General features: G+C 72.6%; 14 protein-coding genes. 7 read left to right on the top strand and 7 right to left on the bottom strand.

Annotation, left to right across the window (positions count from 1 at the left end; all coding sequences use genetic code 11):
• The first annotated feature begins 140 nt into the window (after positions 1–140).
• A complete protein-coding gene (locus tag IO39_RS24380) occupies positions 141–1025 on the top strand; it encodes a glycosyltransferase family 2 protein (protein ID WP_043627558.1) in 885 nt (294 codons plus the stop codon).
• Positions 1026–1069: 44 nt separating this feature from the next.
• Here IO39_RS24380 and IO39_RS24375 read toward each other — a convergent pair whose 3' ends face one another.
• Positions 1070–3985 carry an endo-1,4-beta-xylanase gene (locus IO39_RS24375; protein WP_052423311.1) on the bottom strand — a complete coding sequence of 972 codons (2916 nt, stop codon included), beginning with the start codon at positions 3983–3985 and terminating at the stop codon, positions 1070–1072.
• 255 nt (positions 3986–4240) lie between these two features.
• On the opposite strand from IO39_RS24375, the gene IO39_RS56850 reads away from it, so the two are divergent.
• The 3 genes from IO39_RS56850 (at position 4241) to IO39_RS24360 (ending at position 8425) form a co-directional block, all read left to right on the top strand.
• Positions 4241–6508 (top strand): pectinesterase family protein, encoded by a 2268-nt coding sequence (locus tag IO39_RS56850; protein WP_245642185.1) that lies wholly within the window; start codon positions 4241–4243, stop codon positions 6506–6508.
• 226 nt (positions 6509–6734) lie between these two features.
• Entirely contained in the window at positions 6735–7571 is an 837-nt protein-coding gene (locus tag IO39_RS24365) for a helix-turn-helix transcriptional regulator (protein ID WP_043627557.1), read from the top strand.
• 131 nt (positions 7572–7702) lie between these two features.
• Positions 7703–8425 (top strand): SDR family oxidoreductase, encoded by a 723-nt coding sequence (locus IO39_RS24360; protein ID WP_043627556.1) that lies wholly within the window; start codon positions 7703–7705, stop codon positions 8423–8425.
• Positions 8426–8460: 35 nt separating this feature from the next.
• Here IO39_RS24360 and IO39_RS24355 read toward each other — a convergent pair whose 3' ends face one another.
• The 5 genes from IO39_RS24355 to IO39_RS54720 form a co-directional block, all read right to left on the bottom strand.
• Entirely contained in the window at positions 8461–10647 is a 2187-nt protein-coding gene (locus IO39_RS24355; RefSeq protein WP_043627554.1) for an ATP-binding protein, read from the bottom strand.
• Between the two features lie 181 nt (positions 10648–10828).
• A complete protein-coding gene (locus IO39_RS24350) occupies positions 10829–14062 on the bottom strand; it encodes a galactose-binding domain-containing protein (protein ID WP_157548832.1) in 3234 nt (1077 codons plus the stop codon).
• The gene (locus IO39_RS24345; RefSeq protein WP_043627552.1) at positions 14059–15447 is read right to left on the bottom strand and encodes a glycoside hydrolase family 43 protein; all 1389 of its coding nucleotides are present in this window, start codon (positions 15445–15447) and stop codon (positions 14059–14061) included. Before IO39_RS24345 ends, IO39_RS24350 begins: the two co-directional genes overlap by 4 nt.
• 226 nt (positions 15448–15673) lie before the next feature.
• On the bottom strand, positions 15674–17743 hold the full coding sequence (locus tag IO39_RS24340) for an elongation factor G (RefSeq protein WP_043627550.1): 2070 nt from the start codon (positions 17741–17743) through the stop codon (positions 15674–15676).
• 291 nt (positions 17744–18034) lie between these two features.
• On the bottom strand, positions 18035–18199 hold the full coding sequence (locus IO39_RS54720; protein ID WP_157548830.1) for a hypothetical protein: 165 nt from the start codon (positions 18197–18199) through the stop codon (positions 18035–18037).
• A 217-nt stretch (positions 18200–18416) separates the two neighbouring features.
• Here IO39_RS54720 and IO39_RS24335 point away from each other — a divergent pair, with 217 nt between their 5' ends.
• From IO39_RS24335 to IO39_RS24325, 3 genes are all read left to right on the top strand, one after another.
• Positions 18417–18962 carry a hypothetical protein gene (locus tag IO39_RS24335; RefSeq protein WP_043627548.1) on the top strand — a complete coding sequence of 182 codons (546 nt, stop codon included), beginning with the start codon at positions 18417–18419 and terminating at the stop codon, positions 18960–18962.
• A gap of 124 nt (positions 18963–19086) precedes the next feature.
• Positions 19087–19476 (top strand): hypothetical protein, encoded by a 390-nt coding sequence (locus IO39_RS24330; RefSeq protein WP_043627546.1) that lies wholly within the window; start codon positions 19087–19089, stop codon positions 19474–19476.
• 79 nt (positions 19477–19555) lie between these two features.
• Positions 19556–20227 (top strand): DUF6766 family protein, encoded by a 672-nt coding sequence (locus IO39_RS24325; RefSeq protein ID WP_043627544.1) that lies wholly within the window; start codon positions 19556–19558, stop codon positions 20225–20227.
• On the opposite strand, the gene IO39_RS24320 is transcribed toward IO39_RS24325, so the two are convergent.
• A complete protein-coding gene (locus IO39_RS24320) occupies positions 20152–21012 on the bottom strand; it encodes a 1-aminocyclopropane-1-carboxylate deaminase/D-cysteine desulfhydrase (RefSeq protein WP_043627542.1) in 861 nt (286 codons plus the stop codon). The genes IO39_RS24325 and IO39_RS24320 overlap by 76 nt on opposite strands.
• Between the last annotated feature and the right edge of the window lie 15 nt (positions 21013–21027).

The raw sequence follows: 21027 nt of genomic DNA, 5'->3' as shown, positions 1-21027 counted from the left end.
CCGCGCACGTCAGCCCGGTGCGATCGCTAGGGTTGGCAGGGTTAAGAGCGCGGGAACACCAGGTGACCTGGCCCTCTCGTCCACCCCACCGGCAGGTGTCACCGCCACGCCATGCCGAGCGCCGCACGTCCGGAGAGTTGATGTCCAGCCAGAAGAGCACCGTGGACGTGGTGGTCCTCACCATGAACGACCGTCCGGAGGCGTTCCCCCGGGCCATGGCCAGCGTCCTCGCTCAGCGGGACGTCGACCTGCGCGTCGTGATCGTCGGCAACGGCGTCGAGCCCGACCACGTGCCCGCCGGCGTCCGCACGGTGACCCTCCCGGTCAACGAGGGCATCCCGCAGGGCCGCAACGTCGGCGCGGACGCGCTGGGCGGCCAGGACGCGGGCGAGTTCGTCTTCTTCTTCGACAACGACGCCGTCCTGTCCGCCCCCGACACGCTCGCCCGGCTCGTCGCGGAGGCCCGGCGCCACCCCGAGGCCGCCTACGTCCAGCCCCGCATCGCCGACCCCCGCACCGGCGTCACCCTGCGCCGCTGGGTCCCGCGCCTGCGCGCCGGCGACGCCACCCGTCCCGGCACCATCACCGTCATGGCCGAGGGCGTGGTGCTCGTGCGCCGCCACGACTACGAGCGGGTCGGCGGCTGGCCCGGCCACTTCTTCCTCTTCCACGAGGGCATCGACCTGAGCTGGAAGTTGTGGGACCTCGGGCGCACCGGCTGGTACGCGCCCAACATCGTCATCCACCACCCCGCCACCGACCCCGCCCGCCACGCCGCCTACTACCGCCTCGTCGCCCGCAACCGGGTCTGGCTCGCCTACCGCCGCCTGCCCGCGCCCCTGATCCCCCTCTACCTGATCACCTGGACCCTGCTCAGCGTCGCCAGGATCAGGTCCCGCGCCAACCTCGCCGTCTGGTTCGCCGGCCTCCGCGAGGGCCTGAAGGGCGGCCACGGCGGGCGCCGCCCGATGTCGTGGCGCACGGTGCTCCGCCTGACCCGCGCCGGCCGCCCCCCGATCGTCTGACCCCGGGCCGGGGTGGGCGAACACGGCCCACCCCGGGGAAAGAGCTAGCGAGTCAGGCGGAGCACGCCCCAGTGGCTGGTGTCCAGGTAGCTGCGGCCCGTGGCGTCGTTCCAGGTCACCGCCCCCGTACGGGCCCCGCCCGCCGCGTCGTTGACCTGGATGTCGAAGCCCAGCAGCGACCCGGCGGCGAGCGTGACCGTGGGCAGGTCGATGGCCGCCTCCACCACGTACCCGCCCGGCGCCGTCCGCGCCGCCGCGCGCACCTTGTCCTTGACCCCGCCCGCGTCGAAGGTGCCGCCGACCGTGACGCGGCCGGAGAAGCTGACGCGGTACTGGCCGTCCTCGTCGCCGTACCCCTTGGTCTTGCCGTTCTCGGGGTCGACGAAGATCTCGACGGAGTCCTGTTCCCAGGGGTCGGCCGACTCCTCGCTCAGCTCCGGGTCGGTGACGCGGGCCAGGACGTACAGGGTGGAGCCGTGCCAGAGGGAGCGGACCTTGGCGGTCGCGCCGGAGGAGCCCTCGATCCAGGTCCCGGTGCGCACCTCGGGCACGCCGGCCCACACCCGGTCCACCGCCCCGTCCAGGACGGGGGCCGTCCGCCGCGGCGCGGTGGCGCGTTTGACGGCGGGCGCGGCGGTCACCTCGCCCGTCCAGGTGATCTCCGTGTCGCCGTCGCGCACGGTCACGGTCACGTCCGTGCCGCCGGGCAGCAGCGCCTCGACGCGGTAGCCGGCCGGGGTGGGCCTGACCCCGGGAGCGGTGCGGGTGACGGTGCGCGTGCGGCCGTCCACGGTGAAGGTGACGCGGTCGTCCCTGGCGAAGGTGGCGTCGTTCACCTCGGCCAGCAGGTAGAGGCCGGCGCGGGACGTGCGGGCCTGGAAGCCGGCCGACACGTCGCCGACCCGCGCGATCGGCGCGTCGGGCAGCAGGTCCCATTCGAGGTCCCGCCGGCCGTCCACCTGGATCGTCGCGGCGGGCGCCGCCAGCCTGCGCTGCGCGGGCTCCAGCCTGGACGGGTCCACGACACCCCAGTACGCGGGCTTGGCCTGGAGGTCGTCGTCGAAGAGCAGCGGCGCGTTGAGCCGCGGGATCGGCCAGGAGCGCAGCCAGCTCACGTCGTCCGACCCGCCCCACACGGTGACCGAGCTCAGCCGCCCGGCCTGCCGCCGGAAGACGTCGAACAGCTCCTTGTACCGGTGGCCCTGCCGGACCAGCAGCTCGGGCGGGATCGTGTCGTAGGTGGAGACGAAGTCGGTGTAGACGCTCACGTCCAGCTCGGTGACGTGCTGGTCGAGGCCGAGCGGGGCGAAGCGTTCGATGGTGGCCTCGACCTCGGAGGCGGGCGGGTGCTCGATGTTGAGGTGGAGCTGGTGGCCGACGCCGTGGATCGGCACGCCCTCGTTCCTGAGCCGCTCGACCAGCCTGTAGAGGGCTTCGCGCTTGCGCGGGAACTCGGTGTTGTAGTCGTTGATGAACAGCTTGGCGTCCGGGTCGGCCTCGTGGGCGACGCGGAAGGCGGTGCGGATGAAGTCGAGCCCGGCGATCTCGTACCAGGGGGAGCGGCGCAGCCCGTCCGGCTGGTTCTCGTCGATGACCTCGTTGACGACGTCCCAGACGGCGATCCGGCCCTTGTAGCGGGTGACGACGGTGCGCACGTGCCGTTCCAGGCGTTGCAGCAGCACCTCCTTGGTGGCGTTCTCGAACACCCAGGCCGGGGTCTGGCTGTGCCAGGCGAGCGTGTGGCCGCGGACGGTCATGCCGTGCCCGGTGGCGAAGCCGACCAGGTGGTCGGCGTCGGCGAAGGCGAACTCGCCCTCCCTGGGCTCGGTGGCGTCCCATTTGAGCTCGTTGCCGGGGGTGACCCCGTTGAAGTGCTTGGCGAGCAGTTCGCCGTGCACGCCGAACGTCCCGGCACGGGTGAAGGCCGAGCCCATGGTGAAGGGCACCTCGTCCTTGAGCGAGGGGAGGTCGGTCTGGATGGGCTTGGGCCGGACGTACGTCATCGTGAAGTCGTCCAGGTAGAAGGGGAAGGTGCCGGCGTCGGACTCGACGTAGAGGCTGAGGAAGTCCACGTCGTGCGCCAGCGTGTACGTCCCCGCGAGCCGCACCCACTCCCCCGCAGGCACGTCCTTCGGCGCCACGACGCGCTCGTAGGTGGGGGTGCCGCCGGTGCGGCGCTCGATCGACAGGCCGAGCCGGCCGGAGGCGGTGCCGGGGCCGAGCCGCACCCAGGCCGACAGGGCGTACTTGTCGCCCTTGCCCATCCGGCCCAGCACGTTCCGGGCGGGCCCGTCCCAGGAGGCGGAGCGGCCGGTGACGGCGAGGGCGTGGGTGCCGGCGTGCGCCGCGTCCGTCCCGGCGGAGAGGGACGCCGAGGCGCGCGGCGACCAGTCCTGGGCGGTGCCGTCCTCGAAGTCGCTGGTGATCGGCTCGCGCGTGGGATCGCCGAGCGGCGTGATGACGATGTCGTCGAGGTGGTAGCCGGCGGCGGCGTCGGAGCTCTCCACGTAGAGCTGCACGCCGGTGGACTCGGTGGTGAACAGGTAGCCGCCCGACAGCCGCACCCACTCCCCGTCGGTGACGGTGGCGGCGGCGACCCGCTCGTACGTGGTCTCGCCGCCGGCCGGGGTGCGCTGCACGGTCATCGCGATCGTGCTCGCCGCCTGCCCCGGGGCCAGCCGGGCGTAGGCGGTCACCGTGTAGCCGAGGCCGCGGGCGAAGGGCGCGGGGAGGGACGCGCCGTGCCAGGTGGCCGTGCGGCCGGCGGTGAGCAGGCCCCCGGTCCCGGTACGGGCCGCCTCGGCGGAAACGGTGACGGAGACGCCGTCGCCGCGCGGCCCCCATCCCTGGGTGGTGCCGTCCTCGAAGTCGTAGACGAGGTCGGCCGCCGCGCGGGCCGGGAGCCCCGGTGTCACGAGGCATGACAGGACGGCGACCAGCAGGGCTGTCAGGGCGCGCACGGGGCTCCTCGGGCATCCGGAGAATGAAAGTTTCAGGGAAATGCCGATAAATATCAGGCGGACTGTAGAGCGCCCCCGATGCCCGGTCAATACACCCCACCCGAACCAGGAGTGCACTGCAATCGCTTGTTCCAGCAAGGGTGCAGTTTCACTGCAGGTCCTTGACGGAGTGAACGGATTGGGCGAACGTTTCATGCAACCGATTGCCGCACTCTGTGTCGAGGCCCGCGCATGCGACTTCCGTTACTCCCTCCGATGATCGCCCTGGCCCTGTTCGCGACCACGATGGTCCCCGCGATGATCCCCGCGGTGACCCCCGCGGCGGCGGCCGCGGCCCGCACCACGATCGTGGTGGCCGCCGACGGCTCGGGCCACCACACGACCGTGCAGGACGCCGTCGACGCCGTGCCCGCGGGCAACACCCGGCCGGTCACCATCCTGGTCCGCAAGGGCACCTACAGGCAGCAGGTGGTCATCCCGGCCGACAAGCCGCACATCACGCTGGCCGGTGACACCCGCGACCCGCGCCAGGTGGTGCTCACGTTCGACGCCGCCGCGTCTCAGCAGAAGCCGGACGGCTCCGGCCCGTACGGCACCTCCGGCAGCGCGTCGTACGTGATCAGCGCGCCCGACTTCACCGCCCGCAACCTCACCTTCGAGAACTCCTACGACGAGGCCGCCCACGGCAACAGCCAGGCGGTGGCGGTCAGGACGACGGGCGACCGGCAGGTGTACGACAACGTCAGGTTCCTCGGCAACCAGGACACCCTGTACGCCAACACCGCCTCCGCCACCACCACGGCCCGGCAGTACTTCCACAACTGCTACGTCGAGGGCGACGTCGACTTCATCTTCGGCCGCGCCACCGCGGTGTTCGACCGCTGCGTGATCAAGTCGCTGAACCGGGGCAGCACGGACGACAACGGCTACGTCACGGCCGCCAGCACGGAGCTCGCCAACCCGTACGGCTTCCTGATCCACCGCAGCCACCTGATCAGCGACGCGCCCGCCCGCACCGTCCACCTGGGCCGCCCGTGGCCGGCCGGCGGCTCCGCCACGGCACGCGGCCAGGTGGTGGTGCGCGAGTCGTGGCTGGGCCAGCAGGTCAAGGACGCGCCCTGGACCGACATGTCGGGGCTGAACTGGCGCGAGGCCCGCCTGTCGGAGTACCGCAACCACGGGCCCGGCGCGGCCGTCGGCGACGACCGGCCGCAGCTCACCGCGGCGCAGGCCAGGGCGTTCACGCCGGAGCGGTACCTGGCGGGCGCCGACGGCTGGAACCCGGTCCGCCGCCCCGCCCACGCCCCCGCCCCCGGGCACGAGCCGGGCCGCGAGGTGCTGCCGCGCGGCGACGGCTGGGCGGCGGCCACGACCGGCACCACGGGCGGCTCGGCCGCCCGCCGCGAGGACGTGCACACCGTCTCCACCAGGGCCGAGCTGCTGGCGGCGCTGGGCGGCACCGCCGACAACAGGCCGCGGATCATCTACGTCAAGGGCGCCATCGACGCCGACACCGACGCCGCAGGCAACCCGTTGACCTGCGACGACTACGCGGTGGACGGCTACAGCCTGCCCGCCTACCTGGCCGCCTACGACCCGGCCGTCTGGGGCAGGGACAGCGTGCCGTCGGGGCCGCTGGAGGAGGCCCGCAAGGCGTCGTACGCCAAGATGGCCGCGCACGTCACGGTCACCATCGGCTCGAACGTCACCCTCATGGGCCTGGGCAGGGATGCGGCGCTGAAGAGCTTCGGGCTGCGGATCAGCAACGCCGACAACGTCATCGTGCGCAACCTCACCATCACCGACACCGCCGACTGCTTCCCGCAGTGGGACCCGACCGACGGCGCCGAGGGCAACTGGAACGCCTCCTTCGACAACGTGGAGGTCTCCGGCTCCACGCACGTCTGGCTGGACCACAACACGCTCAACGACGGCGACAACCCGGACTCGGGCCAGCCGCTGTACTTCGGCCGGCCGTACCAGGTGCACGACGGCCTGCTCGACGTGGTGCGCGGCGCGAATTACGTGACGCTGTCCTGGAACCACCTGAGCGGCCACGACAAGGTGACCCTCATCGGCAACACCGACAACCCGGCGCGGTACGCCGAGGCGGACAAGCTCAAGGTCACCCTGCACCACAACCACTTCGAGTCGCTCGGCCAGCGCACGCCGCGGGTGCGGTTCGGCCAGGTGCACGTCTACAACAACTACTACAAGGGCGGCGCGGGGGACGGCTACAGCATCGGGGTCGGCTTCGGCTCCAAGGTCTACGCCAACGCCAACGCCTTCGACGGGATCGCCGCCGAGAAGGTGCTGACCGTGTTCAACGGCACGGCGATCACGGCGATGGACAACCTCGTGGACGGCGTGCCGGTGGACGTCGTGGCGGCGTACAACACGGCCAACGGCACGGCACTCGGCACGGACGCCGGCTGGACGCCGGCGCTGGTCACGCGCGTGCACCCGGCCAGGGCGCTGCGGCACCTGGTCCCGGCGGGAGCCGGCGCCGGCCGCCTGCGCTGAGCGCCCGGCACTGAGCGGCCGGCACTGAGCGGCCGGCGCCGAGCGGTCTCCGGGCCGGGCGGACCCCAGCGGGTGGCCGTCCGGCCGGACGGGCTCCAGCGGGTGGCCCGTCCGGCCGGACGGGCCCCGGGCGAGGCGGGCGGCTCACTGGGGGACGGGAGAGTAGGAGTACCTCACCCACCCTGGACACCCTTTGCAGCCCCATTTCTCCCCTAGCCTCGAAGGCATGGAGCTTCAGGCGATCGAGACCGGCAACCCGCTCGGCCAGTTCCTGCGCGCCCGCCGCGAGCTGGTCGGCCCCGAGGACCTCGGCCTGCCCGCCGCCACCCGCCGCAGGGTGGCGGGGCTGCGCCGCGAGGAGGTCGCCCAGCTCGCCGGCGTGAGCATCGACTACTACGTACGGATGGAGCAGGGCCGCGAGCGCCACCCCTCGCCGCAGGTGGTGGACGCGCTGGCCAGGGCGCTGGCGCTGGAGGAGGACGCGACCGCGCACCTGCACCGGCTGGCCCGCCGCCCCTCCTCCCGCAGGCGCCGCCCGGCCGCCCGGCGCGAGGAGGTCGGCCCCGGCCTGGTGCGCATGATGGCCGCCTGGCCGCACACCCCCGCCGTGGTGCTGGGCCGCCGCCTGACCGTGCTGGCCGCCAACCCCCTGGGCAGGGCGCTGTTCGGCGGCCACGAGCACAGCGGGGACCTGGTCCGGCTGGTCTTCCTCGACCCGGACGGCCGCGACTTCTACCCCGACTGGGACCTGGCCGCCCGCAACACCGTCGCCGCCCTGCGCGCGGCGGCCGGCGCGGACCCCGACGACCCGGGCCTCATCGAGGCCGTCGGGGAGCTGTCGCTCAAGAGCGAGACCTTCCGCCGGCTCTGGGCCCGGCACGACATCCGTCAGAAGACCCACGAGACCAAGCGCTTCCGCCATCCGCTGGTGGGCGAGCTGACCCTGCACTACGAGTCGCTGACCGTGAACGGCGCCCCCGGCCAGCAGCTCGTCGTCTATCACGCCGACCCGGGCAGCCCCTCGCAGGACGCGCTGTCCCTCCTCGGCAGCCTCACCGCCTGACCGCCTGACCGGGGTCCGCACCACCTGAATCCGGACTCTCACCGGCCGATCCGGGCCTTCACTGCCCGATCCGGCCCACACGACTCCCGCACGTCTTCTATCATCACGTACCGTAACCAAGGAGTAGCACCATGTCGAAAGTCGTCCTGATCACCGGCGCGAGCAGCGGCATCGGCCGGGCCACCGCGATCCGCCTGGCCGCAGCGGGCCACCGCGTCGTGCTCGGCGCCCGCCGCGAGGACCGCCTCACCACCACCGCCAAGGAGATCGAGGCGGCCGGCGGCACGGCCGACGTGCGCCGCCTCGACGTGACCGACCGCGCCGACGTCGCCGCGTTCGCCGACGAGGCCGCCGAGCGGCACGGCCGGATCGACGCCATCGTCAACAACGCGGGCGTGATGCCGCTGTCCCGGCTGGACGCGCTGCTGGTCGAGGAGTGGGACCGGATGATCGACGTCAACGTGCGCGGCCTGCTGCACGGGATCGCCGCCGCGCTGCCGCACTTCCGGCGGCAGGGCGAGGGCCACTTCGTCACCGTCGCCTCGATCGGCGCCCACGAGGTCGTGCCGACGGCCGCGGTCTACTGCGGCACGAAACACGCCGCGTGGGCGATCACCGAGGGGCTGCGCCTGGAGCTCGACCCCGGCATCCGGGTCACCACGGTCTCCCCCGGCGTGGTGGAGTCGGAGCTGGCCGACAGCATCAGCGACCCGGAGGCCAGGGAGGCCATGCGCGCCTACCGCGCCAATGCGATCCCGCCGGAGAGCATCGGCGAGGCCATCGCGTACGCGCTGGGCCAGCCGCCCGGCGTGGACGTCAACGAGCTGATCATCCGCCCGGCCCAGCAGCGCTGAGCCCCACCGCGGTCAGGCCCGGCCCCGGCGGGGGCTCAGGCGAAGCCGTTGTGCATGCCCTCGCCCTGCGGTTCGAGCGCGTACGCGATGCCCGCGTCGATGTCGCTGTCGAACCCGGTGCGGTAGGCCGCCTCGTAGGCGTTGTCGCCGAGCAGGTCGCGGGCCTGCGCCTCGCACTCCTCCCGCGCCGCCACCAGGGCGGGCACGCTGGCCTGGGCCTGGCCGTGGGTGCTCCAGATCCGCTGCGCCAGGCCCAGCAGCCGGGCCGCGCGGTGCGCCCGCCCGGCCGCACCGGCGGCCAGGGCCAGCAGGTCCACCGTCAGGCCGATGCCGAAGTTGTCGTGCAGCCGCCGCTTGGTGCGCAGCGCCTCCTGGGCGTAGGCGACGGCCGCGTCCAGCCGCCCGACGTTCAGCTCGGCCTGGCCGCGCAGGTAGTCGGCGTGGGAGCGCATCGACTGCTCGCCGCGCCGGTCGCACAGGGCGCGCAGATCCTCCAGGACGCCGATGGCGTCCTGGATCCGGCCGTCCACGGTGAGGGCGTGCGCCCGGCACAGGACCGCGATCAGCCGGGCGATGGTCAGCGGCTCGTCGTCGTCCCAGCGGGTGACGTAGGCGACCTCGGACTCGGCCATCGCCTGGATCAGGTCGCCGCGGATCACCCCGGTCATCGCCCTGAGCGCCCGGACGCAGCTCGCCGCGTAGGCGTCGCCGGCGTCGGCGACGAGGTCGATCTGCGCGGCCCGGGCGTCGGCGGCGTCCGCGTCGCCCTGCGTGGCGGCCAGCAGGCCGTCGGCCCAGAACGCCTGCACCAGCGCGGGGCCGGGCCGGGCGCCCAGGGCGAGGGCCTGGCCGAGGTAGTGGCGGCCCTCCTTGGCGTAGCCGCAGCCGTACCAGAAGAACGCCAGCGTGCCGGCCAGCTCCAGCGCGGGCAGGCCGTGCTTGGTGCCGAGCGCCACCTCCAGGGCGGCGCGCAGGTTGTCGTGCTCGCCGACCATGCGGTCGTACCAGGAGATCTGGCCGGGGCCGAGCCAGCCGACGGCGCCGCGCGTGGCCATCGACAGGTAGTGCTCGCGGTGGCGCTGCTTGAAGCGCTCCTCCTCGCCGAGGTCGCGCAGCCAGCCGGCGCCGTACTCGCGCAGCGTGTCCAGCATCCGGTAGCGCTCGCCCGCGCCGGTCGGCAGCCAGGTCAGGATCGACTCGTCGGCCAGCGCGTCGAGCAGCAGGCCGATGTCCGCCTCCGGCAGCCGCTCGTCCGTGCACACCTCGCGCACGGCCTCGGCGTCGAAGTCGCCGGCGAACACCGACAGCCGCGCCCAGAGCAGGCGTTCGGCGGGCTCGCACAGCTCGTGGCTCCAGCCGATGGCGGTCCGCAGCGCCCGGCGCCACGGCAGGCCGGCCTCGGCGGGCCCGGCGGCTCCGGCAGGCCCGGCGGTCTCGGCTCCCCCGGCGGCCTCGGCTCCCCCGGCGGCTTCAGCGGCTTCGGCGGCTTCGGCCTCCAGGGCGGCGAAGCGGTCGTCGAGTCGGTCGGCCAGCTGCGCGACCGGCAGCTCGCGCAGCCGCGCCGCGGCCAGCTCGATCGCCAGCGGGATGCCCTCCAGCCGCCGGCACAGGCGGGCCACCGCCTCCTGGTCGTGGTCGGCGAGGTCGAAGCCGGGGATGGCCTCGGCGGCGCGCTCGGCCAGCAGCGCCACCGCGTCGCCGGTGGCCGGGCCGGTGGCGCCCGCGGGCGGCACCGGCAGCGGGTCGACCACGAGCACCAGCTCGCCCGGCGCCTCCAGCGGGCGGCGGCTGGTGGCCAGCACGCGCAGCCCCGGCACGGCCGCCAGCAGCGTGCCCACGGTCTCGGCGCAGGCGCCGGCCAGGTGCTCGCAGGTGTCGAGGACGAGCAGGACCTCCCGGCCGAACAGGTGGTCGGCCAGCACCTCGATCATGGGCCGGGTGGTCTGGTCGCTCAGCCGCAGCGCCTCGGCGATGGTGTGCGGCAGGAGGGTGCCGTCGGTCAGCGGCGACAGCTCCACCAGCCAGGCTCCGCCGCCGAACTCGGGCCGCAGGTCGGCAGCGGCGCGCAGGGCCAGGCGCGACTTGCCGACGCCGCCCACGCCGGTGAGGGTCACCAGGCGCGAGCGCCGGCAGGCGCGGCGGACCTGGTCGAGCTCGTGCCGCCGCCCGACCAGGCTCGTCAGCTCCGCCGGGAGGTTGCCCGCCTGCCACTTTCCTGCCATCGTGATCGCCTGCCCATCGGCCGAAGGTGTGACAGCAGCCTGCCTGCTTCCGCTGCGCTCCGTCACTCAAAGTGAGAAAGTAACTACTCCGTCGCACCGAGATGGTGCGCCCGTACGCCCGGTGACGTCAAGAGCGGCAGCGTGGCGGGGGTGCGCCCGGCCCGGACGCACCCCCTCGATCTCACGTTCCGTAGGCCCTGACCTCCAGCAGGCCGACGGAGCCGGCGCCGTTGCCGGTGAGCAGCACCCGCAGGCGGGTCGTGCCGGTGGCGGTGAAGGTGACGGTGTTGTAGGCGTTCTTCGCCAGCGTGTACGCCGAGGCGCCCGGCATGTCCACGTACGCGCTGCCGTTCCAGTACTGCAGCTTCCACGACGCCGGCATGTCGATGCCCTGGTCGTCGTCGAAGAAGTACACCTCGGCCCGGTTCAGGGTGCGGGCGGAGGACCAGGTGAGGTCCACCCACTGCTGCCCGGTCTCCGGCCAGCAGCCCCAGCGCGGGTTGACCGTGTCGTTGGAGGAGGGCGGGGTGATGCCGTCGTTGACGGCGGCCACGCTCTCCCAGGCGGAGGTGTAGGAGGCGGTCGGGGTGGCCGACAGCGCCAGGTTGGACGGGGGCTGCACGCCGCCCCGGTTGAAGACCTTGATCTCGGTCAGGCCGGTCCTGGCACCGGCGGCGGCCGTGGCCAGCACCCGCACCCGCTGGGCGGTGACGGCGGGGAACTGCGCCACGTTGTAGTTGCCGCGCGGCGTGGCCGGGGTCTTGGCCTGGGAGGGCACGCTCACCCAGGCGCTGCCGTTGTGGTATTGGACGTCGTAGGAGGCCGGGGCCCGGTAGGTGGCGCCGGCCGGCCGGCTGTCCTTGACGTGCAGCCGCACCTCGTTGAAGGTGCGGGCGGCCCCGAAGTTCAGCTCGTACCAGTCCTGGCCGGCGGTGGTGCCGCCCCAGAACGGCTCGTTGGTCGGGAGCCCGTCCACCGCGCCGGCGACGGAGCTGCCCGAGGCGGTGGTGGAGGCCGTGGCGGTGGCGCCGGCGGCGAGGTTGGTGAGGTCGGCGGTCAGGTCCACGCCCGCCTTGCCGAGCAGGTCCACCATGCGGGCGCCGGTGTGGGCGACCTGGGTGGGGGCCTGGAGGCCGGGGACGGCGGCGTTGTGGGTGACGGTGCCGGAGGTGGTCACCGCGCCGGTGGCCGGGTCCCAGGTGAACGGCACCAGCGTCGAGACGGTGGCGGCGCGGGTGCCGTTGACGTAGATCGAGTAGCCCTGGGGCACGCCGGGGTAGCGGGTGACGCCGTCGGCGGGGTCGTCCCAGACGATGGTCAGGTCGGCGTTGCGGTAGCGCAGGTTGTTGACGGTGAAGTGGCTCCAGCCGACGTTGATCGGCGACAGCTCGACCTTGGCGTCGTTGCGCGGGCGCAGCCCGGCCACGTCCTCGATGACGGTCCAGTTGCCGCTGCCCAGGATGTTGTGGTGGATCCAGGAGCGGTAGGTGATCGAGGAGCCGTTCCAGTCGGCCCAGAACTCGTTGGCGTCGGGCCACTGGGTGTTGCCGTTGACGTACTGGGCCCAGACGTTCCAGTAGAGCAGCTTCTTGTACCAGGTCGCGTCGATCCACTCGTTGGGGTAGGTGCGCAGCACCGAGGAGAGCAGGCGGAACTGCACGGTGGAGTTGATCGTGGAGAAGTTGTTGCTGCCGGTGCCCGAGGCCGCCTTGTCGGCCTGGTTGGCGGTGTAGAAGGGGAAGATCGGATACTGCGCCGGGTCGTCGAACAGGCGCAGGGCCTGCTTGTACGTGGCCGTGTTCGGGATCGCGCCGACGGCGAACGGGTAGTAGTTGTTGATCTCCTTCCACGGCACCCATTCGTTGGTCGACTTCAGCCGGTGCTCGAACAGCTGCCTGCCGGGGTTCCACAACACGGTGAGGATGGCGTTCTGGATCTGGCCGGCCAGCGTGCGCATCTCCGCGGCCTTGGCCTGGTTGCCCACCGCCTCGTACGCCTGGGCGGCGGCCAGCGCGCCGCTGTACTGGTAGGCGGCCTCGGCCCGGTCCATCCGCCCCGGCTTCCAGTGGAAGGAGACGGCGTCGGCGTCGTTGCCGGTCAGGGCGCCCCAGTCGTACTCGATGAGCTTGTTGCCGTCGGTGTCGTAGTGGGCGAGCTGCCCCTTGACGTCCTGCTCGGCGTAGCGGGCCAGGCTCGCGGCGATGGCGGGCTGGCCGCCGTGGATCTGGTAGCTCTTCCAGGCCGCCTCGGCGATGTACTGCGTGTAGCTGTTGGACCAGTTCTCCGGGTCGCCGGGGTTGTCGAGGAACCGGCCGCTCTTGGAGGTCTGGCCGACGCTCAGCCAGTCGCCGTAGGCGTAGATCGGGTTGCGCAGGTACTTCAGGTCGTCGATGTGCATGGGCTGGGTCAGCGCGATGGCGTTGTTGTAGCCCAGCACGCCCTCGATCGAGGTGGGGAACTGGAAGGTCTGGCCGGGGATGTCGGCGTCGAGGTGGTTGAAGCGCATCAGCCACCAGCGGTAGTAGATGTTCTTCTTGATGGCCGGTTCCGGCACGTCGATGTAGGGCACGTTCTCGGCCCACCAGCGGTTGTAGGCGCGCACGTGGGTGGCGAACGCGGTGGCGGGCGCGTAGCCGGCGTAGGCGTCGTACTCGGTGCGGGAGGCCGGGATCTCGGTGGTGACGAAGCCCATGACGACCTTGACCGTCACCGTGGCGCCGGCCGCGACCGTGACCGAGCGGTTCAGGCCGCCGCCGGAGACCGTGCAGCCGTCGCAGGTGAGCCGGGGGTAGAGCGTGGTGAGGTTGTTGTAGGCGTTGACCTGGCCGGTCAGCTCGCTGCCGGTGCCGCTGGTCGCGTACGGCGAGGTGGCCCGCAGTTGCAGCGTGGTGGCGGCGGAGCCGCCGTTGGTGATGGCCAGGTTGGCCACGGCCACGTTGTTGTCGGTGATGAACTTCGTCTGGTCGATCGTGATCGAGCCGCTGGTGTGCCGGCTCTTCCAGTGGCTGGGCGCCTGCCGGCGCGAGCCGACCTGCTCGGTGAACGTGCCGGGCGTGACCGCGACGGTGAAGGCGTTGTTGTCGCTGATGCTCTCCCAGTACGCGGCCTGCCCGGCGAAGCCGAGCGTGCCCGGGGTGTGCGTCTTCATGAACAGCGCCCGGCCGCGCGTCATGAGCCACGTGCCGGCCGGGTCGTTGCCCGGGCGGGCCAGCAGCCGGTCCATCCAGAAGTCGGTGCCGGAGCTCTCGGCGTCGTAGATGGCGCGCATCTGGTCGCCGGTCGTGTACGAGCCGGGCGGCGCGGGGATCGCCGGGCCGCTGAAGGCGGGGTAGCCGATGGTCTGGTCGGCGTACGCGGCGGCGGGGGCCGTGACCAGGCCGGCGACGAGGAGCAGGGCTGACAGGGCACGCCTCATGAGAAGGCTCTCCATTCGAGCACGCCGGTCGAGTAGCCGGATCTGGAGGTGATGTTCAGGCGCAGGCGGGTGGTGCTGACGGGGGTGAACGTCGTGGCGTTGAAGGTGCCGGCCGCCACGCCGCAGCCGGACGCGCCGGGCACGTTGACGTAGGCGCTGCCGTTCCAGTACTGCACCTGGCAGGAGGCCGGCAGGTCGATGCCCTGGTCGTCGTCGAACCAGTACACCTCCGACCTGCGGATGGTCTGCGCCGTGGGCCACCGGTACTCGATCCACTCGGTGCCCTGGCGGTTCCAGTTGCCGTAGGCGCCGTGGCTGCGGTCCTGCGAGCCGGCGGGGGTGTGGCCGTCCTTGATCGCGCCGAGGGTCTCCCACGGGGAGACGTAGGAGGTGGACGGCGTGGCGGTGGCGGCCAGGTTGCCCGGGGTCACCGGCCCGCCGGTCTGCACGACCTTCCGCATGGTGCCGTCGGCGTTGAAGAAGAGCTGGTCGATGGTGACCGAGCGGCGGAAGTTCCCCCCGCCGGGGGCGGCGGCGTTGTGGTAGACCATGTACCACTGGCCCTTGAACTCGATGATCGCCGGATGGTTCGTGGTGGAGCTGACCTGGTCGAGCACGACGCCGCGGTGCGTCCACGGGCCCAGCGGGTTGCTCGCCGTGGCATAGCGCACGCAGGCGTAGCCCGGCTGGGAGCAGCCCGAGTCGTTGGCGGCGTAGGCGAGGTAGTAGACGCCGTCGCGCTTGAACATCCAGGGGGCCTCCCAGAAGTTCGACACGCCGCTCGGGGTGATGACCGGGCCGGTGGTCGAGGTCATGTTCGCGTTGAGCCGGACGGCGCGCAGGCCGTAGTAGGAGCCCCAGTACATGTAGACCTGGCCGTCGTCGTCGGTGAAGACGGTCGGGTCGATGTTCAGCGGCGACGAGTTCGGGGTGGCGTCGCTGATCAGCGGGCCGCCGATGGCGTCGGTGAACGGGCCCGTGGGGCTGTCGCCGACGGCCACGCCGATGTTCATCCAGCCGGGGCCGTTGCCGTTGACCGAGGTGAACCAGTAGTAGCGGCCGTCGGCGCCGCGCTCGACCTCGCTCGCCCAGGCGTCCGCGCCCGCCCAGGAGAAGTTCGAGATCGACAGCTTCGCGCCCTGGTCGGTGAAGGTGGCGGCGTCGGTGGAGCTGAAGACGTGCCAGTCGCGCATGACGAAGTTCGTGCCGCCCTGCGGCGCCTCGTCGTGGCCGGTGTAGAGGTACAGGGTGTCGCCCACGACCAGCGCGGCCGGGTCGGCCGTGTAGATCGCGGTGGTGATCGGCGGGCCCGCCAGCGCGGGCCGGACGCCGGTGAGGAGGGTGAGGAGTGCCGCGGCGAGGGCGGCGGCCCATCGTCGTCTCATGCGTTCGCCCCTAGAGTGATGTGAGCGCTAACACCGTTGACTCGGGTCTACCTAAAAGGTTTTCGGGAAGGTAGACCGCCCCCTGGGAGCTGTCAATCGGGGTTTGCAACCCGCTGCACCGCTCCTGACGTGGGGCGGGCCGACGTCATGGCCGCTGATCAGCCAGCGAACGCTTGGTCACATTTTCGTATCGAGCGAAAAGGATTTCGGCACCTTTGGCCTGGCGTCAGACCCGGCGCAGGACGTGCAGCAGGTACTCCTTCCTGTCCAGCGGGTTGTGGTCGGTGCGGGAGCGGGCGGGGATCGGGCCGCGTACCGGCTCGTAGCGGTCGAACTCGCTCTCCAGCATGCCCTCGCCCCGCGTCAGCCCGGGCAGCCGCCGCTCCAGCGCGTGCACCCGGGCCGCGGGGATCTCCCCCTCCACCAGCCCCGCCCGCCGGGCGCGCGGGACGCCGCCGAGCCCGGCCAGCACCGGCAGCACCGCGCCCACCGTGTCGGGGGGCAGCTCCAGGACGAAGCGGTGCAGCGGCTCGCACACCGTGGTGCCCGCCCGCCGCAGCGCCTCCATCAGCACCAGCGGGACCAGGCCGCGGAAGTCGCCGGCCGTGCTCGACATGCTCTTGTCGAAGACGCCCCCCGAGTGGCTCTGCTTGGCCCAGTAGCCCGAGTGGGTGAGCGTGACCACGCAGTCCGGCACCTCCCAGCCGTGCAGGCCCTGGTGCAGGGTCTCGCGCACGGTCTCCTCGATCGTGCGCATGAACGCGTACGGCAGCGACCCCAGCTCCACCTCCAGCCGGAACTCCACCCCGCCGCCCACCGGGCCCGGCTCGACCCGCAGGCCGACCGTGGCGAGGAACGGGTTCGGCGCCACGGCGATCACCTCGACGGCGGCGCCCGTGCCCGACACCCGTTCCACGCAGATCGTGGTCGTCTCGCGGAAGGTGACGTCGAGGCCGTAGTCGGCCGCCAGGGTCGCCTGGATCACCTCCTTCTGCACCTCGCCGTAGAGCGAGACGGACACCTCCTGGCGCACGTCGTCCTGGCGCAGCCCGATCAGCGGGTCCTGCTCGGCGAGCCGGCTCAGCGCCAGGTGCAGCGCGCCCCTGTCCCCCGGCCGGCCGGGCACCACGACCGTCTCCAGCGTCGGCGGCGCGAAATGCCCCGCCGCCCCGGCACGCCCCGTCGAACCCGCCACGGCGTCGGGCGGGGCCGGCGCGGCGCCTGCGCGGGCCGGGGAGCGCGTCGTCGTGCGGGCCTTAGGGGGCGGGTCGCAGGCGGCGGCGTCCGGCGGGGCGACGGGGTCGCCGATGCGGACGTCGGTCAGGCCCCACAGGCGGGCGATGCGGCCCGCGGCCACCTCCTGGCTCCGCACGGCCGTGCCGCCGTCGAAGACCGTGATCGCGGTGACCTTGCCCGACCGCCCGCCGCCGAAGCTCACCCGGTCGCGGACGCGCAGCGTGCCGCCGAACAGGCGCGCGTACGCGATCTTCTCGCCCGCCGGGCCGCGCTCCACCTTGAAGACGGTCCCCGACACCGGCCCGGCGGGGTCGCCCTGGGCGGCGGGCAGCAGCTCGCGGATGCCCGCGACCAGCGCGTCCACCCCGGCCCCCGTGATGGCCGAGCCGAAGAAGACCGGGTGCGCCACCGCCCGCCCGGTCTGGGCGACGAGCTCGGCGCGCAGGCGGTCGCAGGTGAGCGCGTCCTCGTCCGCCACGTACGCGGCCAGCAGCGCGTCATCCTGCGCGGCCAGCACGTCCAGCAGGTCCGCGGCGAACGCGGGCGAGTCGCCGGACGGCGTGAAGGCGGCGGCGGGGCCGCCCAGGCCGGTGACGCTCCCCATGGCGACGACCGCCGGGGAGAGCTTGGCGGCCAGCTCGCGCAGCACGCCGTCGTAGCGGGCGCCGGCGCGGTCGATCTTGTTGACGAAGACGAGCGTGGGGATGCCGAGGCGGCGCAGCGTGCGCATGAGCACGCGGGTCTGGGCCTGCACGCCCTCCACGGCGGAGACGACCAGGACCGCGCCGTCGAGCACGTTGAGCACCCGCTCCACCTCGGCGATGAAGTCGGGGTGGCCGGGCGTGTCGATCAGGTTGACCGTGGTGTCGCCGACGGCGAAGGACACGACCGCGGACTTGATCGTGATCCCCCGCCGGCGCTCCAGGTCGAGCGTGTCGGTCTGGGTGTTGCCGTCATCGACGCTGCCCACCTCGTCGATGACCCCGGCGGCGTGCAGCAGCCGCTCGGTCAGGCTGGTCTTACCGGCGTCTACATGCGCCAGGATTCCCAGGTTGAGCATACGCAACGAACGTCATGTCCTTCGATGAGAAGACTTCTTCCGGCTCGGGTGACATGAACGTCGTCCGCATTCTCCTGCTCCTTCTGGATCGTCCTCGGCGTGCGGTCAGCCAGCACATCAAACCGCCCCCCACGAGGCAACCGATTTTCCCCGCCACGCTGCCCGCCCCCCGGCGGGCGCCGCCTGTTCGCCGGCGCGCTCAGCCCCGGCGGCCACACCCCCTTCACCCCCGATCGGAGCTGCTGGAGAGCGTGCGCCGGGGCTGACCGGCCACCGCTACCGGCTCATCCGTCAAGCCGCCGGGTCCGCCTCGCCGGGACGGCGCCGTCCGGCGCGTTCGTCGGAGTCCTCCTCCCCGCCTCCCCGCGCCGGCGCGAGCTGGGCGGACCTGAAGCGGGCGCAGCGCGCCTCCAGCTCGCGTTCGTCTTCCAGAATCCACTGTTCGATCATGGTCATCACAGTGATCACAGGCGGGACCGGCGGGCGGCCGACTTGACGTGATCTTTTCACCCCGGCAACTCGACCGTGCCCCGCTCGCCGTCCACCCTGATGCGATCGCCGTCGCGCAGCCGCATGGGTGGCGTTGCCGGCGCCGGCCACGCGCCGGACGGCCCGCCGGCGCAGATCACGGGTCCGCCCGCGAGAAGCGGGGCCGCGCCGTAGCGTAGGGGGCATGGGCAAGGCGTTCTGGACCGACCAGGAGTTCGACAGGGACCGTGACGGGCGCTATGCCGTGCACGTACGCAAGAGTCTCGACGAGTTCGAGTGGGGTGACATCGCGCCGGTGCGCTTCGCCTGCACGGCGTGGCGGCTGGCCACGCCGCCGTCGCTGACCCCCGGCTTCGTCCGCTGGGACCGCCGGATCCTGGAGGCCACCTGCCACCGCAACACCTGGGACGGCTCCCTGTTCGCCCGCGTCAGGCTCGCCTCGCCGCTGCCCGAGGAGCTGCGGCGCTCGCGGGCGTGGTGGCGCGACCGCGGCTGGCAGGGCTGGCAGCGCACCTTCGGCCAGTACGTCGAGCCGACCCAGCAGGACCTGGCCCGCAATCCGTTCCTGCGGGCCTCGCTGCTCGTGGAGGCGCCGCTGCCGCTCGACGACCTGCCGCCGGAGCCGGAGGGCCCGCACGAGCGGGTCGAGCAGAGCGCCCACCGCGCGGTGACCGTGCTGGCCCGCGAGCTGAACGCGCTCGTGTCACCCGTGCTCGACCAGCTCGGCTGACGCCGCGCCCGCCCTCCCCCGGCGGGGAGGGCGAGCAGCGTGGCGCGGTCGTCCCAGGTGCCGGGCACCTCGCTCCTCCGCATCGGGACAGCATGCATGATTCTTCCGTGGGTAGCAGGGGCCCATGAGATTCCCGCTCATCGTGACGGCGCTCGCGCTGACGGCCCTGACTACTGTCGGTTGCGCCGTGGACACGGCGTCCCCCGCGCGGGCGGCCGAGCAGTTCCACGCCGCGCTCGCCGCGCGCCAGGAGGCCGCCGCCTGCGGCCTGCTCGCCCGCGAGACCGCCGACAAGCTGCCCGACCCCGGCCAGGACTGCGCGCAGGCGCTGCGTGAGCTGCGGCTCGGGCCGGGCGGCCGGGCCACGTCGGTGTCGGTGTGGGGGGAGGACGCCCAGGTGCGGCTGGCCGGCGACACGCTCTTCCTGCACCGCTTCAGCGACGGCTGGCGGATCAGGGCCGCGGGGTGCGAGCCGGTGCGCGACCTGCCGTACAAGTGCGAGGTGGAGGACTGATGCGCACGATGTTCACCCTGACCGCGCTGGTGATCGTGGCCGGGCTGGTGTGGTTCTTCGCCATCGGGTGGTCGCACCTATGAGATGGCTGAAGGAGAACTCCCTGGCCCTGGCGTTCCTGGTGATGTTCCTGCTGGCGGTGGGCGGGCAGGCGGTGGCCGGGATGCTGCAGTACAACGACCAGCAGCTCGCCCAGGGGACGGAGCCGGTCTCGCTGCTGAAGTACGTGGCGTCGTCCACGTTCGCGGTGGACGTGGCGGAGAACTGGCAGTCGGAGTACCTGCAGTTCTTCCTGTTCATCATGCTCACCGTCTGGCTCGTGCAGAAGGGCTCCCCCGAGTCCAAGGAGCCGCACAAGGCCGGGGCGGAGTCGGACGAGGACCAGCAGATCGGCCGCTACGCCGACGCCGACTCGCCGGCCTGGGCCAGGGTCAGGGGGATCAGGCTCTGGTTGTTCAGCAACTCGCTCGGGCTGGTGATGGGGACCATCTTCCTGCTGTCGTGGCTGGCGCAGTCGGTGGCGGGGCAGGCGGCGTACAACTCGGAGCGGCTCGGAGACCTGCGCGACCCGGTCTCCTGGGGCGCGTACGTCACCTCGCCCGAGTTCTGGAACCGCAGCCTGCAGAACTGGCAGTCGGAGCTGCTGGCCGTGCTGTCGATGGTGGTGCTCTCGATCTACCTGCGCCAGCGCGGCTCACCGGAGTCGAAGCCGGTCGGGGCGGCGCACACCTCCACCGGGGTCGAGGGCTGACCGGTGACGACGGCGACGACGCGGGTGCCCGGCGCGAAGGCGCCGCGCCGGGCCAGGTCGACGATCCCGTAGAGCATCTTGGCCACGTAGACCCGCTCGACCCCGTGCCGGGCGGCGAACTCGTCCAGGACGGGCGTCGACCTCGCGTAGCCGCCGAAGTGGTAGTCGAGGTTGACCTCCCAGTTCGGCCGGGCGCGCACGCCGGCCTCCCGCTGCAGCCTGGCCACCTCGCCCGCCAGGAACCCGGCCCCCTTCAGCACCGCGAACCCGAGCGCCCGCTTCCCCTCCGGCAGCCCCGCCGCGATGCCGGCCAAAGTGCCTCCGGTGCCGACGGGGCAGCAGACGACGTCGTAGTCCTCCCCGATCTCCCCCGGCAGCTCCGCGCACCCCCGCACGGCCGCCGCGTTGCTCCCGCCCTCCGGCAGGATCACCGTCCCGGCGCCCCAGCGCGCCCGCAGCTCCGCCAGCACCTCCTCGGTGTGCTTGCGGCGGTAGGCGGCCCGGTCGAGGTAGGTGAGGGTCATGCCGCAGGCCGCCGCGCGGGCCAGCACCGGGTTCAGCGGCAGGTGCTCCTCGCCCCTGATGACCCCGACCGTCTCGACGCCATGCCGGGCGCCGGACTCCGCCACCGCCCTGATGTGATGGGAGTAGGCGCCACCGAACGTCAGCACCCGGCGACCCCTCAGGTCGGGGCCCAGGTTGTACTTGAGCTTGCGTGGTTTGTTGTCGTCGGGCATCAGGAACACCCGGGTCTCGCCCAGCCCCGGATCCAGGAGTTCCTCCATGGCGCTAGTCTACGG

Source organism: Nonomuraea candida (assembly GCF_000725485.1).
Taxonomy (GTDB): domain Bacteria; phylum Actinomycetota; class Actinomycetes; order Streptosporangiales; family Streptosporangiaceae; genus Nonomuraea; species Nonomuraea candida.
This window is presented reverse-complemented; position numbering and strand designations above follow the sequence as displayed.